A 17,265-nucleotide genomic window follows, 5' to 3' on the forward strand; every position below is an offset into this window, starting at 1 on the left:
CTGCGCCAGCGATACGCAGCATGGCGAGTAATGAACCTTATCATGATGTTTATCAGATATATGCCATTTTCATCTTTTTCAATTAGTCTCTATAGTTAACTCAATATAAACAGATGAATGACGACAGGCGTTTTCGTCGCCTGATACTGCCGGGACGCGACGACAGTGATTAATAACCGCAACAAACGCCGGCTCTGCGGCATGGCGCTTAGTCAGACGCTGATACTGTGCGGCGTGCTGATAACGCCGCCGACGATGGCGGCCTCCTCCAATGTGCGTTTGCAACTGCTTGGTTTGAGCGGCGATGTGCAGAAAAACGTCAGGGCCCGGCTTTCCACCATTTCCCCGGATGAAGTCAACGCCGACAGCCGCTTTCGCGCCCGCGTCGACGAGGCAATCCGGCAGGGGCTGCGTGCGATGGGCTACTACCAGCCCGATATCCATTTCGACTTCATCCCTGCCGAAGGCCGGGGACGCCCGGTGCTTAAAGTCACTGTCGATCCCGGCGAACCGGTCACTATCGCCGGTTCCAGCATTGCCATGCGCGGCGAAGCGCAGCATGACGAAGACTATCTGCGGCTGGTGGCTGAACATCGTCCGAAAGTGGGGGCGGTGCTGAACCACGGCGCTTATGACAATTTCAAAAGCGAGCTGAACAACCTGGCGATGCGCAAGGGGTATTTCGACGCCCGCTTCAATAAAAGCCAGTTGGGTGTGATGCAGTCCACTCGTCAAGCCTGGTGGGATATCGATTATGATAGCGGCCCACGCTACCGCTTCGGAAAGGTGACTTTCCGCCATGCTCAGATTCAGGAGCAGTATCTGCAGGCGCTGTTGCCGTTTCATGAAGGCGATGCCTATACCACAGAGCAACTGGGCGAGTTAAACCGGCGTTTGTCGGCCACCGGTTGGTTTAATTCGGCGGTGGTTTCGCCGGATTTCGAGCGGAGCCGGCAGAGTAAAGTCCTGCCGCTGGACGCGGTTCTGACGCCCCGAACCCGCAATAGCGTAGAAACCGGGGTCGGGTACGCCACCGATGTCGGCCCGCGTCTGAAAACCGTCTGGAATAAACCCTGGGTCAACAGCTACGGCCACAGTTTCACCAACAGCCTCAGTCTGTCCGCACCGGAACAGCAACTGGATATGAGCTACAAAATCCCGCTACTGAAAAGCCCGCTGGAACAGTATTACCTGGTACAAGGCGGTTTGAAGCGGGAAGACCTCAACGATACCCAATCCGATACCACCTCCTTGAATCTGGCCCGCTACTGGGAGCTGAACAGCGGCTGGCAGCGTGCGCTCAATCTGCATTGGACGTTGGATCACTTTACGCAGGCCAGCGTCACCAACACCACCATGCTGATCTACCCCGGCGTGAGCTTCAACCGCACCCGCCAGCGCGGCGGTCTGATGCCGGACTGGGGAGATACGCAGCGCTATTCCGTGGATGTTTCAAACACCACGTGGGGATCGGATCTCGATTTTGCGATCTTTCAGGCGCAGAACGTATGGATCCGCACACTGGAGGAAAAGCACCGTTTCGTCGCCCGCGCCAATCTGGGCTGGATTGAAACCGGCAGTTTTGCCCGCGTACCGCCGTCGCTGCGCTTTTTTGCCGGGGGCGATCGCAGCATTCGCGGCTACAAGTACAAATCCATCTCCCCCAGGGACAGCGACGGTAAGCTGACCGGCGCGTCAAAGCTGGCGGCCGGCTCGTTGGAATACCAATACAACGTCAGCGGTAAATGGTGGGGCGCGGTATTTGTGGACAGCGGCGAGGCCGTCAACGATATCCGCCGCAGCAACATCAAAACCGGGGCGGGCGTCGGCCTGCGCTGGGCATCGCCGGTCGGGCCCGTCAAGCTGGATATCGCCCGGCCGATCGGTGACGACGACAAGCATGGGTTGCAGTTTTACATCGGGCTGGGGCCGGAACTATGAGCAGGGTGAAAAAAGCCGGGATCGGCCTGGGCGTATTGGTCGCCACGCTGCTGGTGGCGCTGTTGCTGTTGGTCGCGACTGCGCCGGGGGCGCATCTGTTGCTGTCCGCGGCAGTACGCTGGGTGCCGGGGCTGGAGATTGGGCGGGTGGAAGGCGGCTGGCGGAATTTGACGTTAACGGATGTGCGTTATCGGTCGCCGGGTATCGACGTTAGCGCCGGTGCATTGCATGTGGCGTTGCAGCCGACTTGTCTGTGGCGCAGTCAGATCTGTCTGGAGGATCTCGCGCTGCAGGCGTTGACGGTGACGGTAGATTCCGCCGGGCTGCCGCCGTCGGCGCCGACAGCCGGCGACACATCGCCGGAAACGGACATCACCGCACCGGTGACGCTGGCGCTGCCGCGCATCCGGCTGGACAACAGTCGCATTCAGGTGGATGGCGTCCGCATTGAATTACCATCGTTGCAAACCGGCATCCAATGGCAGGGGCGGTCACTGACGCTGTTGCCGACCCGGATTGACGGCATGAATCTCGTATTGCCGAAAACACCGGCGTCACCTGTCGCTGCACCGCCGGGGGCGGATACGACGCCGTTGGGCGAACGCCTTCGCACGTTGTTCGCGTCTCCCCTGTTGCCTGACATGCCGTCGGTGTCGTTGCCGCTGGACGTCACGGTTGCCGATCTTCAGGGGGAATCCTGGTCGATCATCGGCGAGCAGACGGTCAATGTGACGCGGCTGCACGTGAAAGCCGACGCCCGGCAGCAGGGCGTGACCTTACAACAGTTGGCCGTGCAGTTGCCGCAGGGCGCGCTGTATGCCCACGGCGAGGCGACGCTGGCGGGAGACTGGCCGCTGACGCTCAATGCCAACGCGATCTTGAATATCGAGCCGCTGAAAGGCGAGCGTCTGCGTTTGACGGCGGCGGGCGCGCTACGGCGACAACTGGCTCTGGCGCTTAACCTGTCCGGCCCGCAGCGGGCGCAGCTTGACGTCAAGATGGAGCTGGCGCAGGCGGGGTTGCCGCTGACGGTCAGCGTACAAAGCCAGCAGCTGCGCTGGCCGTTATCGGGCGAGGCGCAGTATCAGGTGGACGGACTGCGTCTCTACCTTGGCGGCAAGGCGACGGACTACCAGCTTGCGTTGCGCGGCGCACTGGGGGGGGCGGCGCTGCCGCCGGGGCAGCTGACGCTGGAGGGCACGGGATCGGAACGACAGTTTTCGCTATCCCGCCTGCGCCTTAGCGCGTTACAGGGCACCGCGGATCTCAGCGGGCGTGTGGAGTGGCCGCAGGCCGTGCGCTGGCAGGGGGAGCTCGCGTTGCAGGGGATCGATACCGCCCGGCAGTGGCCGGATTGGCCGCTGCGGCTGGATGGGGGGCTGAGCATGGCCGGCAGTCTGGAAAGCGGGCGCTGGCAAATCGAGGTGCCCCGTTTGGCGCTGGACGGCAGCTGGCGCCAGAACCGGCTGTCGGCAAAAGGGAGCCTGAGCGGCGGCGCCGATGGCCGCTGGAAGGTGCCGTCTCTGACGCTGGCGTTGGGGCGCAATCAATTGGCGATACAGGGGGAACTGGCCGAACAGTGGAACCTGACCGGGGAGCTGAACGCGCCGGTGCTGAACCAGGCATGGCCCGGTCTGGCCGGGCAGGCGACGGGGCGGCTGCGGCTGGATGGCAACCGCGATGCGCCGCATCTGCTGGCTGACCTGACGGCATCGGCCGTGCGCTGGCAGGCGCTGTCGCTCAGTCAGCTCACGCTTAAAAGCGATGTGCGGGCCGGGCGGCAGGTGCAGGGAACGCTGGCGCTGCAAGGCCGGCAATTCACGCAGGGCGACATGCGTTTGTCGGCGTTTTCCTTACAACTGCAGGGCGATGAGGCGAGTCATCAATTGCGGCTGAACGTGAGCGGCGAGCCGGTCGCCGGCCAGTTGGCGCTGCACGGGCGTTTTGACCGGGCGCAGCAGCGCTGGCAGGGCGACCTCTCCGATACCCGTTTTGAGACGCCGGTCGGCGAGTGGCGTCTGGCGCAGAGTGTGGCGCTGGACTATCAGGCTTCGGCGCAGAAACTCACCGTAGGGACACATTGCTGGCGTAATCCGAATGCCGAGCTGTGTGTGCCGCAACCCATCGAAGCCGGGCCGGCCGGTAAAGCCAGTGTGGCGCTCAATCGGCTTAATCTGGCTATGCTGGCGCCGTTTCTGCCGCCGGAAAGCGCGCTGTCCGGTACGCTTGCCGGCAATGCCGACGTCAGTTGGCAGAGCAAGGGCGGTTTACCGGAGGCGAAAGTGATGATTTCCGGCCAAAACGTCACGCTGCGTCAGCGTATGCAGGGCAATACTCTGCCGGTTGTCTTTGATGCGTTGACGCTCAACGCCGCGCTGCGACGGGGGCAGGCGGTGCTGGGTTGGCAGATGGCGATTCGGGGCAATGGGCGTTTCAATGGCGATGTGCAGATTAGCGATCCGCAACATCGGCGTGATTTGAGCGGTACCCTTGTCGTGAGCAATCTGTCGCTGGATATGCTGCGGCCGCTGTTGCGGCAGGGCGAAAAAGCGGCCGGACGGCTGGACGCTAATCTGCGGCTGGCGGGGAATCTGCAACGACCGTCATTATTCGGGCAGGCGTCGCTTGACGGGCTGGAGATCGACGGTATCGGTTTACCGGTGGCTGTTACCGATGGTCGGCTGGCGCTGGGCTTTAACGGGATGTCCTCCACCTTGCAGGGATATCTGAAAACGACGCAGGGTCAGGTGAATCTGGCGGGGAATGCCGACTGGGCGCAGCCGGAAGCATGGCGTGCACGCATTGCGGCGAACGGCGATCGCATCCGGGTGACGGTTCCGCCGATGGCACGGCTGGACGTGTCGCCGGACATCGTGTTCGAAGCCTCACCGCAGCTACTGTCGCTGACCGGAACGGTGTCGATTCCCTGGGCGCGGATTGTGGTGCAAGAGATGCCCGCCAGTGCGGTGGATGTTTCCGCCGATGAAGTGATGTTGGACGCGCAACGTCAGCCGCTGAATAAAAGCAGTAGCGCGATCCCGATTAACAGCCGTCTGGTCGTGCGGATTGGCGATGATGTCTGGCTTGACGCCTACGGGTTGAAGGCCCGGCTGAGCGGGGATTTAAACGTGGCTCAGGATCAGCAAGGGCTGGGGTTGCATGGGCAAATCGTGTTGCCGGAAGGGCGCTTTAAAGCCTACGGGCAGGATTTGCAGGTGCGCAAAGGGCAACTGCTGTTTTCCGGCCCTCCCACCTTGCCGGTGTTGAATATTGAGGCGATCCGTAATCCGGATAATACTGAGGATGATGTGGTGGCCGGCGTGCGCATCACGGGTACGGCGTCGTCGCCCAGGCTGGATGTGTTTTCCGAACCCACGCTGTCGCAGCAAGAAGCGTTGTCCTATTTGCTGCGCGGACAAGGGCTTGGCAGCAGCGGCACCGACAGTGCCATGATGACATCGGCGTTGATTGGTCTGGGGGTTGCACAAAGTGGTCAAGTTGTGGGTAAAATCGGCGAGGCCTTTGGCGTAAGTAATTTAGCCTTGGATACACAGGGCGTTGGCGATAAATCTCAAGTAGTCGTCAGTGGTTACGTCCTTCCGGGCCTGCAGGTCAAATATGGCGTTGGGCTGTTTGACTCTTTGGCGACGTTAACGCTTCGTTATCGTTTGATGCCAAAACTATACCTGGAAGCCGTGTCTGGCGTGAGTCAGGCACTGGATGTGCTCTATCAGTTCGAGTTTTAGCAATGCGAATTATTGTTTACGGCAGTTTACGGCGCAAACAGGGAAACAGTCACTGGATGACGAATGCGCAATGGTTGGGCGATCATCTGCTTGAAGGTTATGAGCTGTATGATCTCGGCCATTATCCCGCGGCGGTGGTCGGCGAAGGGGCTATCTTTTGCGAGGTTTATCGCGTCAGTTCCGCGATTCTGGCGGAATTGGATGCGCTCAAACGGGATGGCGGCGAGTATAAACGCGAGTTGATCGCCACCCCTTACGGCAGCGCCTGGATTTATCTTTACCAGCAACCCGTTACCGGCCTGAGCCGGATAACCAGCGGTGACTGGTTAAAGCGTCACAACGATTGATAACGAGAAACACCGCCAACAGGCGGTGTTTTTTCATCTCATCGATAAGCTGTCGCCCATGCGGGCGGCGAGCTTATTTGTTTTTGGCGCGTTCGAAAGACGTAACGATTTCCGCTTTGGCGGCTTCGGCGTTTTCCCAACCGTCAACTTTCACCCATTTGCCTTTTTCCAGATCTTTGTAATGTTCAAAGAAATGGGCAATCTGGGCGCGCAGCAGTTCCGGCAGATCGTTCACATCGTTGATGTGATCGTACTCTTTGCTCAGCTTGGTGTGCGGTACGGCAACCACTTTAGCGTCTTCGCCGGATTCGTCGGTCATTTTCAGTACGCCGACCGGACGGCAACGGATGACGGAGCCCGGCTGCAGCGGATACGGCGTCGGAACCAGGACGTCAACCGGGTCGCCGTCCAGAGACAGGGTATGGTTGATGTAACCGTAGTTGCACGGATAGAACATGGCGGTAGACATGAAACGGTCTACGAACAGCGCGCCGGTTTCCTTATCCACTTCGTATTTGATCGGATCGGCGTTGGCGGGAATCTCGATGACAACGTAGATATCTTCCGGCAGCGATTTGCCTGCCGGTACTGAGTTCAGACTCATGTGGGTTTCCTTCTTTTCAAACCGGAATAGAGTGGCGCTCATTATAGCCAACTGTTGATGAATGTCGCGGTTTTTAGGCGCCGAATAGGCCGGTTCGCCGGGTGTGAACGCCTCTCCTCCTTCCCATTTTTTTCTCTGCTCTTGCTGCGGCCGTCGTCCGTTAACTGATGTGTACAAATTAAATAATTCATTAATGTAAAGACTTTTAGCGATTATTCAGATAAATAACGATTCTGCGAGGCAGCTCGCAGTTTTATTTTTTATTTATGAATTCAAGGGAGAAGTTCGATGTTAAAAAACATCAGGGTCAGGCACAGCCTGCTTGCGCTGGTCGGCGCTATGCTGCTGCTATTGGCGATTGTTGTCGGGATCGGCACCAGCGCCATCAGTCAGGGGAACCGTTCGCTGGTCTCCATCGACAAAATTCAGGGCAAGGAGCTGAGCGCGTTGTCAGCCAGTTACATCGCCACATTACGAGCCCGCACCGCCGCCGCGCAAGCGGTTCGTCTGTATGAGACCGGTCAGATCGATCAGGCGAAAGAGACGCTGTCCCGGGCGGAAAAGTACCTGGCGCTGTCGCGACAGGAGATGGATCGCTTTCTGGGGTATGGCACGGTGACTCAACGCGGCGCCGAGCTGGCTGGACAGATCAAGATCAGCTACGGCGCCTATATCAGTAAGGGGATGGAACCCTTACTGGCGGCACTGCAGAAAGAGTATCTCGATGAGTATTACACGGTCATGCAGGAGGCCCTGCCGCCGCTGAGTATCGACGCGGAAAATGCGATACGCAATTTCAGTGATTTCGCCCAGCAGGTGGGAGAAAACATGGTGACGCAGGCAGAGGAGGTTGCCAGTAGTCGGCTCATCATTATGGGTATCGCATTCGTTATCGCGGTACTGATGGTCGTGCTGGCGTGGGGGGCGATTCGCCACCTGATCCTGCTGCCGCTGGATGGCTCGGTGCGTCAACTGGAAGCGATTGCGGCCGGCGATTTGTCCCGCCCGATTGAGGATGGCGGTCGTAATGAAATCGGCCGTCTGATCCAGGCGATGAAAACCATGCAGCAGGCGTTGGCGGGCGCGGTGTCTCGGGTGCGCGATGCCGGTAGCCAGATCGACATCGGCACCAGCGAGTTGGCTTCCGGCAATAACCATCTGGCGGAGCGTACCGAGGAGTCTGCCGCTTCGTTGGAACAGACGGCATCCAGCATGGAACAGCTGGCTGCCACGGTGAAACTGAACGCGGAAAATGCCGATCAGGCCTATCTGTTGGCACAACAGGTATCGACCATCGCGGGCAAAGGCAGCGAGGCCGTCGGTCAGATGCTGGAGAAAATGGGCTTGATCTCCGCCACGGCGGCGCGGGTAGCGGACATTCTGGCGATGATTGACGGCATCGCTTTTCAGACCAATATTCTGGCGCTGAATGCCGCAGTGGAAGCGGCGCGCGCCGGGGAACAAGGACGGGGATTCGCCGTGGTGGCCGGTGAGGTGCGCAGCCTGGCGCAGCGCAGCGCGCAGTCGGCCAAAGAGATTCGCTTGCTGATGGAAGATTCGCAACGGCAGGTGAATGACGGCAGCGATATTGCCCGCGTTGCGGGTGAAACCATGAATGACGTGACCCGTGCGGTGAATCAGGTGACGGCATTGATGCATGAGATTTCAACGGCGGTGCACGAACAGAGCAACGGCATCGAACAGGTGAATCAGGCGGTGGCTCAGATGGACGAAGTGGCTCAGCAAAATGCGTCACTGGTGGAGGAGTCGGCCGCGGCGACGCGCTCTTTGGAAGAACAGGCGCGGGAGTTGGCGGCCAGCATGGCGCTATTTAGATTGGAACGCCAGGATGCCGTAGCGGCGCTTGGCCGGTTTTGAACCGGGGCAAGGGTGGTGGAACGGCCGCTGGTTGAATAAGGGTTACTGTTTGTCGGCGGGAGGGGCTCCCGCCGTTTTTTTTGTCCGCAGTTTTTTCCAGATCCGGCTTTCCTGGCCACGCCACAGGCGTTGGATATTGTCATGGTGACGCATCAGGATCAGGCAAGAGAGCATCGCGACCGGGAAGGTAAACTGAGGCTTGAACCACCAGACATAAAAAGGGGCGATCAGCGCGCTGACGATGGCACCCAACGATGAGTAACCACTCAGCAGCACAGTCAACAGCCAGGTGCCGCTCATCAGGCCGGTGAGATCCCAGCCAATCGGCGCGATGGCACCGAACGCAGTGGCGACGCCTTTGCCGCCGCGAAACTGAAAGAAAACGGGGTAGATATGGCCGAGGCAGGCGGCAATGGCCGTCAGGCCCAGATAAAGCGGGCTGCTGCCCAGCAGATAGGCGCCCCATACCGGCAACATACCTTTCAACACGTCGAAAACCAGCACCGTAGCCGCGGCGGCTTTGCCGCCGATACGCAGCACGTTGGTTGCACCGGGATTGCCTGAGCCTTGCTCCCGGGGATCCGGCAGACCGGCGATCCTGCATACCAGAATCGCACTGGAGATTGAGCCACACAAATAGGCGACGAGAATCATTCCAGGCGCGATAACACTCATAACCGGCTTCCGTTTAATAGGGGGGTCGTTTTCGTTTCGTTATCTGTGGATAATACGCACTTTCCGCTGGAAGTGGTATCCAGCCGAGGCAAAAACAGGGTATGGCGTGATGGATATCGTATTTATCGAAGAACTTAGCGTGATCACCACCATTGGTGTTTATGACTGGGAACAGACTATTCAGCAAAAGCTGGTGTTCGATATCGAAATGGCGTGGGATAACCGCAAAGCGGCGGCCAGTGATGATGTCAGCGACTGCCTGAGTTATGCCGATGTCAGCGAGGCGGTGATCGCGCTGGTGAGCGGCGGGCGTTTTGCGTTGGTGGAGCGGGTGGCGGAAGAGGTTGCCGCCATGCTGATGTCGCGTTTCGGGATTACCTGGCTGCGCATTCGGGTTGGGAAGCCGGGCGCAGTGGCGCAGGCGCGCACGGTCGGGGTGGTGATTGAACGTGGTAATCGGTGACGGATTGTTACATAAACCCGCTTTTTTCTTAAGGTAAACAAAAGGTAATCCTATTATTTTAGGGCGCTCCGTATTCACGGAGTCGAACCGTTGCGGCCTGCGATGATCAGCGCCGCTTTTTTATGTGCAGGGGAGTGGGTTTCATGGCGGATGTACATACGTTGCTGGTGGCGTTCATTCTGGGGATTGTGGAAGGGCTCACCGAGTTTTTACCGGTATCGTCGACCGGACACATGATCATTGTCGGTCATCTGTTGGGGTTTGAGGGCGATACGGCTAAAACATTTGAAGTCATTATCCAATTGGGGTCGATTCTGGCGGTGGTGGTGGTGTTCTGGCGCCGGCTGTTCGGGCTGATTGGCATCCATTTCGGGCAAGTTCCGCATGAAGGGCGGGGGAATGGGCATCTGACGCTGGGGCATATCCTGCTGGCGATGATCCCGGCCGTGGTGCTGGGGCTGGTGTTTCATGATGCCATCAAGACGCTGTTCAACCCGACAACGGTCTCCTACGCGCTGGTCGCCGGAGGGATCCTGTTACTGCTCGCCGAGTGGGTACGCCCAACGCGCCCTCGCGCCGAAGGGCTGGACGACATCACTTACGGACAGGCGTTTCTGATTGGTTGTTTCCAGTGTCTGGCGCTGTGGCCGGGCTTCTCGCGTTCCGGCGCGACCATTTCGGGGGGGATGTTGTTCGGCGTGAGCCGTTATGCCGCTTCCGAGTTCTCCTTTATTCTGGCGGTACCGATGATGCTGGGGGCCAGCGCGCTGGATCTGTACAAAAGCTGGCACTTCCTGTCGCTGGCGGATTTACCCGTATTTGCCGTGGGTTTCGTTACCGCATTCGTGGTGGCGATGATCGCCATCAAAACGTTCCTGCAGTTGATCAAACGTATTTCGTTTATTCCTTTCGCGATTTATCGCTTTATCGTCGCCGCCGCTGTCTGGCTGGTGTTCATGTAATTTCCCGGCGCTGGGCGCATTCTGACATCGAACGTCGGCATGCGCCCGCTGTGTGTTGTTCCGGGTTACTCGGCCGGCGTCGACTGGCTGGCTTTCCAGTTCTCCAGCGCCTGATGACGTCTACGATGCATCTCTTCACGGATCGCGCCGTGACGGAACCCGGCGGCCACCACCTCCGCACTGGTGACTTGACTGGCAATCCTGAACGCCTCGCGCAGATAGTCGCCCTGCGGGTAGGGATTCTGTTCGAAGCCGGCCCGGCCGCGTGCGTCCGACTCACTGCTGATGATCAACTGCTCCAGTCGTTGCGGTTTACGCCATACGTCGATGGCGTCGAACAGTTTCAGCAGCGTTTGCGGCCGCAGAATCTGCACGGTATGCACCAGATCGTGGTATTCCGTCACCAGACAAGCGAGATCGCGCGGCGCGTTGGGAACGCGCAAACGCTGACACAGTGCCTGCACCAACGGTACGCCTGCCGGCCCGTGACCGTGATGACGGGGCCATAAGGCTTGCGGGGTCAGGCCCTTGCCCACATCGTGGCACAGCACGGCGAAACGGATGTCGATATCCGGGCTGAGGCGCGCCGCCATAGACAGACTCATCATGACATGGATACCGGTGTCGATTTCCGGGTGCCATCTGGCCGGCGCCGGTACGCCGTAGAGCCGGTCGATTTCTGGGAACAACACCGCCAACGCGCCGCAATCGCGCAGTACCTGAAAGTAAACCTGCGGAGCATCCGTGCCGAGCGCTTTTTCCGTTTCCTTCCATACGCGCTCCGGCGTCAGATAATCCAGATCGCCGGCGCGGGTCATCATCTGCATCAGCGTCAGGGTTTCTTCGGCGATATGAAACCCCAGATGGGCATAACGGGCGGCGAAGCGCGCGACCCGCAACACGCGCAGCGGATCTTCGCTAAACGCATCGGAGACATGGCGCAGGATGCGATCCTGCAAATCCTGCTGGCCGCCGTAAGGGTCGATCAACCGCCCGGCATCATCCTGCGCGATAGCGTTAATGGTCAGATCCCGTCGCAGCAGATCCTCCTCCAGCGTAATATCGGGCGTCGCCTGACAGACAAAGCCGGTATACCCGTGGCCGGATTTGCGTTCGGTACGCGCCAGCGCGTATTCCTCTTTGGTTTCCGGATGCAGGAATACCGGGAAATCCCGCCCGACCTGTTGATAGCCTTGTTGCAGCATCGCTTCCGGGGTGGCGCCGACCACCACCCAGTCGCGTTCTGTCACCGGACGCTCCAGCAGGTTGTCACGCACGGCGCCCCCCACGAGGTATATATTCAAACCCGTCTCCCGATATGGTGATGCCCGTCAACCGGCCGAATTCGGCCCCGTTCCGGGCAATGCAAACTGTTTCAATGCGTATTGTTGACTAACCCGTGTTGCATCTCAATGGCGAGAAAAATGAAACGCGAGGCGGCTCGCCTCTTTGGGGAGATCGGAACGTGTTTGGGGGATCGAAACAGGGTTGAAAACGGCGCGGGCCCGTCAGACCTGTGCGCTGACGGGGGTTGGCTACCAGCGTTCGGCTTTTTTGCGGCGCGGCATCAGATACGGCAGCAGCAGCCCCAACAGTAGACCACCGCCGGCCACGCCGCCGCCGTACATAAACCACTGCATGATCAGCATGCGTTGCTTGTCGTCCAATTGCAGGCTGGCGGCGTTGAGTTTTTTCTGTGCGACCTCTAACTGGGTTTTCAGATCCTGATTTTCCCGCTGCAGTTCGGTGATGGCGCTGTCGCTGGCGCCCACTTTCTGCTGCAGGCCGGCGGTGCGTTGATTCCAGTCGCCATTGATGCGGTTGAGCTGATCCGTCAGGGTCTGTACCTGGTGCTCCAGTTCAGGAACCCGGGCTTTCAGACTGGGGGTTTCGCTGAGTTGGTCAAGCGCAATCCAGCTGGCGCGGCCTTTGTCATCGCGGATCTGGGCGTAGCCTGCGTCACGATTGATGCCGAGGACGGTGACGGTTTCCCCGGCGTTTAGCGCGCCGACGATACGGTATTGGTTGCCGGGGCCGCTACGGCTATAGGTGGTCAGATCGTCGGAAATATAGCGTTTTTCTTCGGCGCGTAGGCCAAAGGCGAGCAGCAACGTGGACAGGCTGATGGAGAGTAAGATTAATTTTTTCATCATATCAATAAGTTATTCCGTCTCTGAGTGAGTGGTTAGCGGGCTAAGTCTGACGAGACGGGCGCAAAACCTGAATGAGAACTCTCCTATCTTGCCTGGTTCGGCGGGCTGCGTGCGGCAACAGTGGCAACCGAAAGTAAAATGTTATTTACTGGCGGCATTTCCGCAGCATCCGGTGCAACAGACCATGAGTGAAGAGATTGAATTAAAATTTATTGTCCATCCCGATTCCGTCGACGCCCTGCGCGAACAACTGAATCATTGGCAGAGCGAGTTCAGCCATTGCAACCGCCTGCAGGCCTGCCATCTGGCCAACATTTACTACGAAACCCCGGACGGCTATTTGCGCGCTAACGGCATTGGTCTACGGGTTCGCGGGGAAAACGGCCGCTACGAAATGACGGCGAAAACCGCCGGAAAAGTGGTGGGTGGGCTGCATCAGCACCCGGAATACAATGTGGCGTTGACCGGGCCGGAGCTGGCCGTCGCGCTGTTGCCGGCCGAGATCTGGCCGGAGGGATGTGACGTCGCGTGGTTGGCGTCGGCCCTTAACCCATTGTTCAGTACGGATTTTTCCCGGGAAGTATGGGCGGTGACTTACCGTCAGAGCGTGCTCGAGGTGGCATTCGACCGTGGTGAAGTCGTTGCGGGGGAACAGCGTGAACCGATTTGCGAGCTTGAGCTGGAGTTGAAAGTCGGTCGGCAGGAGGATTTGCTGTCCTTTGCCGACGAACTGGTGGACATCGGCGGTCTGCGTCAGGGCAGCCTGAGCAAGGCGGCGCGCGGGTATCACCTCGCGAAGGGCAACCCGCCGCGGGAACGGCGTCCGTTGGGGATTGTGCCGACGGAAGCGAAAATGACGCTCGATCAGGGGATCGCCGCCGGGTTGGAGTATGCGCTCGCTCACTGGCAATACCATGAGGAGCTGTGGGCGCGGGGCGACAGCGAAGCGCGTCTGTCGTTACGCGACGCCGCAGGCATGATGCGCGAACTGTTGGTGTTGGTGGGCGGCGTGGTGCCGCGCAAGGTGACGACGCTGTTCCGCGCCGCGCTGAATAATCTGGAAGCGTTGGTGGAGTCATCACCGGATGCGGAGCCGTTGTGTTACCAGAGTCACTATCTGAAAGACAAAATGGTGCTGGTGTCCTGGTTGCTGGAGGATGGCTGGCGTCAGCACATGGATAATCGTGAGCGCATGCGGCTGCAAAGCGCGTATAAACGTTTCGCCGATATCATGATGAGCCGCTGTCTGGCGGATCTGAAAACCAGTTTCGGTCGCCCGCTCGATGCTTTGCATTATGCGCAGCAACTGCCGCGTCTGCAGCGCGGTTTGTTCGCTTTCCTACTGCTGGGGGGCTTTTACCCGGAGGCGTCGGTTCGGCAGTATCTCAGGCTGTGGCACGAACTGAATCGGATGATCGCCGAGCTGCCGTCGGATAGCCCGGTGCCGGATCTGCTGGAAGCATGCCGCAGGGCCGCCATTTCACAGCCACAATTCTGGCTGCACAGCGGTCAGTAATCGGTGTTGGTCGACGCCGGGGGGGATCCCCCGGCAGTGCTTTACATGGCCCCGTTGCCGCCTATTCCACCGCAGATGCCGCCTTGCTCCACGGCGCCAACCGGACGTTATTACAAGGATATCGTTATGCCCAGTCACTCCAGACCGCAGTTTCCTTTGTCTGCCCCCTTGATTGAACAGGCCCGCCGGGCAGTTTCCCGGCTAACCGACATGGCGGAAACGATGCCGCCGGACGCCAGCGCCGTGGCGGCGAACAGCGACTTCGTCGTCGAAGCGTTGGGTCGCTATCCGGCCTGGGGGCACGCGTTGTTGCAGCAGGCGCCGCAGCCGGACGAGTGGCGGCAGTATGCTGACTGGTTGGCGGCGGAAACCGGCGATGTGGCTGATGAAAATGCGTTGATGCGGGCCTTACGTGTGTTCCGCCGACGGATGCTGGTGCGCATCGCCTGGGGGCAGTGGCTCGGCATCAGTACCACGGAACAGACGCTGACCCAATTGAGCGTGTTGGCGGAAACGCTGATCGTGTCGGCGCGTGACTGGCTGTATGACCTCTGTTGCCGGGAATGGGGGACGCCGTGCAATGCCGAAGGCGCGCCGCAGCCGCTGTTGATTCTGGGGATGGGCAAACTGGGCGGCGGCGAACTGAACTTTTCTTCCGATATCGATCTGATTTTTGCTTACCCGGAAAACGGACAAACCCGCGGCGGACGGCGTGAACTGGACAACGCGCAGTTTTTTACCCGCCTGGGACAGCGCCTGATCAAAGCGCTCGATCAACAGACCGCGGATGGTTTTGTCTACCGGGTAGACATGCGTCTGCGGCCGTTCGGCGACAGCGGCCCGCTGGTAATGAGCTTCGCCGCGCTGGAAGACTACTATCAGGAACAGGGGCGCGATTGGGAGCGTTACGCCATGGTGAAGGCGCGCCTGATGGGCGGTGGCGACGACGCCTATAGCCAGGAACTGACCAATATGCTCAGGCCCTTTGTGTTCCGTCGGTATATCGATTTCAGCGTGATTCAGTCGCTGCGCAATATGAAGAGCATGATTGCCCGCGAAGTCCGTCGCCGTGATTTACGCAACAACATCAAGCTGGGGGCGGGCGGTATCCGCGAGGTCGAGTTTATTACCCAGGTGTTCCAGTTGATCCGCGGCGGACGCGAGCCGGGGCTACAACGGCGTTCGCTGTTGCCGACGCTGGTGCAGGTGGAGGCGTTGGGGTTGTTGACGTCTGAACAGGTCGGTTGTTTGCGCGACGCTTACCTGTTTCTGCGGCGGCTGGAAAACCTGTTGCAGTCGATCGCCGACGAGCAGACCCAGACCCTGCCGGAGGATGCGCTGAACCAGGCGCGATTGGCTTGGGGAATGGCGTGTGCGGATTGGACACAGCTAAGTGAACGCTTACATCAGAAGATGTCGGCGGTACGCCGGGTGTTCGACGAATTGATTGGCGATGATGCGCCGGACGGCAGTGAAACCCCGGAGCACGGCCATTACAACAGCCTGTGGCAGGATCTGTTGGACGGCGATGAACTGGCGGCCCTCACGCCGGAGTTAACGGTAGCGGTGAGAGAGAACCTGTTGTCCCGGATACAGGATTTCCGTAACGAACTGGCGCGCCGTACTATCGGCCCCCGCGGCCGGGATGTGCTCGATCATTTAATGCCCGCGCTGTTGGCCGAAGCCTGCCTCCATGCGCAGGCGGATGTGATCATTACCCGCATTACGCCACTGCTGCTGGGGATTGTGACCCGAACCACTTATCTGGAACTGTTGCTGGAGTCCCGCGCGGCGCTGAAGCATCTGATCCGGCTGTGCGCCGCTTCGCCGATGATCGCCAGCCAACTGGCGCGTTACCCGCTGTTGCTCGATGAATTGCTGGATCCCGCCACGTTGTATCAACCCACGGCGCCAAACGCCTATGCCGACGAACTGCGTCAGTATCTGATGCGCGTGCCGGAAGAGGACGAAGAGCAACAGCTGGAGGCGTTGCGCCAGTTCAAACAGGCTCAGCATTTGCGTATTGCCGCCGCGGATATCGCGGGTGCGTTGCCGGTGATGAAAGTGAGCGATCACTTAACCTATCTGGCGGAGGCGATCATCGCCGCCGTGGTGCAACAGGCGTGGAGCCAGATGGTGGCGCGTTATGGGCAGCCGTCTCACCTGACCGAGGCGGTGGGGCGCGGTTTCGCTGTGGTGGGGTACGGCAAATTGGGCGGGTGGGAACTGGGTTACAGTTCCGATCTGGATCTGGTGTTCCTGATCGATTGCCCGACCGATGCGGTGACGAACGGCGAGCGCAGTATCGACGGCCGCCAGTTCTACCTGCGGCTGGCGCAACGGGTGATGCATCTGTTCAGCACCCGGACGTCGTCCGGCATTCTGTACGAGGTGGATGCGCGGCTGCGGCCATCCGGCGCAGCGGGCATGCTGGTGAGTTCGGTGGAAGCGTTCGAGGATTATCAGCAGCACGAAGCCTGGACCTGGGAACATCAGGCGCTGGTGCGCGCCAGAGTGGTATACGGCGAACCTGCCATCCAGCAGCAATTCGATCGCATTCGCCAGCAGATCCTGTGCCGTGAGCGCGATGCCGGGATGCTACGTACCGAAGTGCGGGAGATGCGGGAAAAAATGCGTCAGCACCACGGCAGCAAAGATGCCGCCCGCTTCGATATCAAAGCCGATGCCGGCGGGATTACCGATATCGAATTTATCGCGCAGTATCTGATGTTGCGTTACGCCGCGCAGGAACCGAGGCTGACGCGCTGGTCAGATAATGTGCGTATTCTGGAACTGATGGCGCAGCATGACGTGATGGCCGACGAAGAAGCCGATGCCTTGCGTTTGGCTTATATCACTATGCGCGATGAAATCCACCATCTGGCATTGCAGGAGTTGCCCGGCAGGGTGAGCGCTGAACAGTTCCGCGCTGAACGCCATCAGGTACAACAGAGTTGGGCGCGCTGGCTGGATTGACCCC

The 17,265-nt window shown here is 59.5% G+C and carries 12 protein-coding genes; 8 read left to right on the forward strand and 4 right to left on the reverse strand.

All coding sequences use genetic code 11. The features are described 5' to 3' along the window. Positions 1 to 201 precede the first annotated feature (201 nt). The 3 genes from tamA to DPA2511_RS04230 are packed head-to-tail and all read left to right on the forward strand — an operon-like array spanning position 202 to position 6,034. A complete protein-coding gene (gene tamA, locus DPA2511_RS04220; protein WP_051122266.1) occupies positions 202 to 1,941 on the forward strand; it encodes an autotransporter assembly complex protein TamA in 1,740 nt (579 codons plus the stop codon). After that, entirely contained in the window at positions 1,938 to 5,687 is a 3,750-nt protein-coding gene (tamB, locus tag DPA2511_RS04225; RefSeq protein ID WP_012764451.1) for an autotransporter assembly complex protein TamB, read from the forward strand. The genes tamA and tamB overlap by 4 nt, the downstream gene beginning before the upstream one ends. Before the next feature lie 2 nt (positions 5,688 to 5,689). Continuing rightward, complete coding sequence (locus DPA2511_RS04230) at positions 5,690 to 6,034, forward strand: gamma-glutamylcyclotransferase family protein (RefSeq protein ID WP_012764452.1); 345 nt, start codon at positions 5,690 to 5,692, stop codon at positions 6,032 to 6,034. A 73-nt stretch (positions 6,035 to 6,107) separates the two neighbouring features. Here DPA2511_RS04230 and ppa read toward each other — a convergent pair whose 3' ends face one another. After that, positions 6,108 to 6,638: an inorganic diphosphatase gene (gene ppa / locus DPA2511_RS04235; RefSeq protein ID WP_012764453.1), complete on the reverse strand. Its 531-nt coding sequence runs from the start codon at positions 6,636 to 6,638 to the stop codon at positions 6,108 to 6,110. Between the two features lie 288 nt (positions 6,639 to 6,926). Between ppa and DPA2511_RS04240 the strand changes: the two genes are divergently transcribed. Further along, the gene (locus tag DPA2511_RS04240; RefSeq protein WP_012764454.1) at positions 6,927 to 8,516 is read left to right on the forward strand and encodes a methyl-accepting chemotaxis protein; all 1,590 of its coding nucleotides are present in this window, start codon (positions 6,927 to 6,929) and stop codon (positions 8,514 to 8,516) included. 42 nt (positions 8,517 to 8,558) lie between these two features. Here DPA2511_RS04240 and plsY read toward each other — a convergent pair whose 3' ends face one another. Beyond that, on the reverse strand, positions 8,559 to 9,191 hold the full coding sequence (gene plsY / locus DPA2511_RS04245; RefSeq protein ID WP_012764455.1) for a glycerol-3-phosphate 1-O-acyltransferase PlsY: 633 nt from the start codon (positions 9,189 to 9,191) through the stop codon (positions 8,559 to 8,561). A 109-nt stretch (positions 9,192 to 9,300) separates the two neighbouring features. Between plsY and folB the strand changes: the two genes are divergently transcribed. Beyond that, entirely contained in the window at positions 9,301 to 9,654 is a 354-nt protein-coding gene (gene folB, locus DPA2511_RS04250; protein ID WP_012764456.1) for a bifunctional dihydroneopterin aldolase/7,8-dihydroneopterin epimerase, read from the forward strand. A gap of 143 nt (positions 9,655 to 9,797) precedes the next feature. Beyond that, entirely contained in the window at positions 9,798 to 10,616 is an 819-nt protein-coding gene (gene bacA / locus DPA2511_RS04255) for an undecaprenyl-diphosphate phosphatase (protein ID WP_012764457.1), read from the forward strand. A 65-nt stretch (positions 10,617 to 10,681) separates the two neighbouring features. Here bacA and DPA2511_RS04260 read toward each other — a convergent pair whose 3' ends face one another. Both DPA2511_RS04260 and DPA2511_RS04265 read right to left on the reverse strand, forming a co-directional pair. Then, complete coding sequence (locus DPA2511_RS04260; protein ID WP_012764458.1) at positions 10,682 to 11,920, reverse strand: multifunctional CCA addition/repair protein; 1,239 nt, start codon at positions 11,918 to 11,920, stop codon at positions 10,682 to 10,684. 231 nt (positions 11,921 to 12,151) lie between these two features. Next, entirely contained in the window at positions 12,152 to 12,766 is a 615-nt protein-coding gene (locus tag DPA2511_RS04265) for a TIGR04211 family SH3 domain-containing protein (protein WP_023638161.1), read from the reverse strand. Positions 12,767 to 12,953: 187 nt separating this feature from the next. On the opposite strand from DPA2511_RS04265, the gene DPA2511_RS04270 reads away from it, so the two are divergent. Next, the gene (locus DPA2511_RS04270) at positions 12,954 to 14,285 is read left to right on the forward strand and encodes a CYTH domain-containing protein (protein ID WP_012764460.1); all 1,332 of its coding nucleotides are present in this window, start codon (positions 12,954 to 12,956) and stop codon (positions 14,283 to 14,285) included. Between the two features lie 126 nt (positions 14,286 to 14,411). Continuing rightward, positions 14,412 to 17,261, forward strand: coding sequence for a bifunctional [glutamate--ammonia ligase]-adenylyl-L-tyrosine phosphorylase/[glutamate--ammonia-ligase] adenylyltransferase (gene glnE, locus DPA2511_RS04275; protein ID WP_012764461.1), 2,850 nt, complete (start codon positions 14,412 to 14,414; stop codon positions 17,259 to 17,261). The last annotated feature ends 4 nt before the right edge of the window (positions 17,262 to 17,265 follow it).

This window comes from Musicola paradisiaca NCPPB 2511 (assembly GCF_000400505.1).
GTDB lineage: Bacteria > Pseudomonadota > Gammaproteobacteria > Enterobacterales > Enterobacteriaceae > Musicola > Musicola paradisiaca.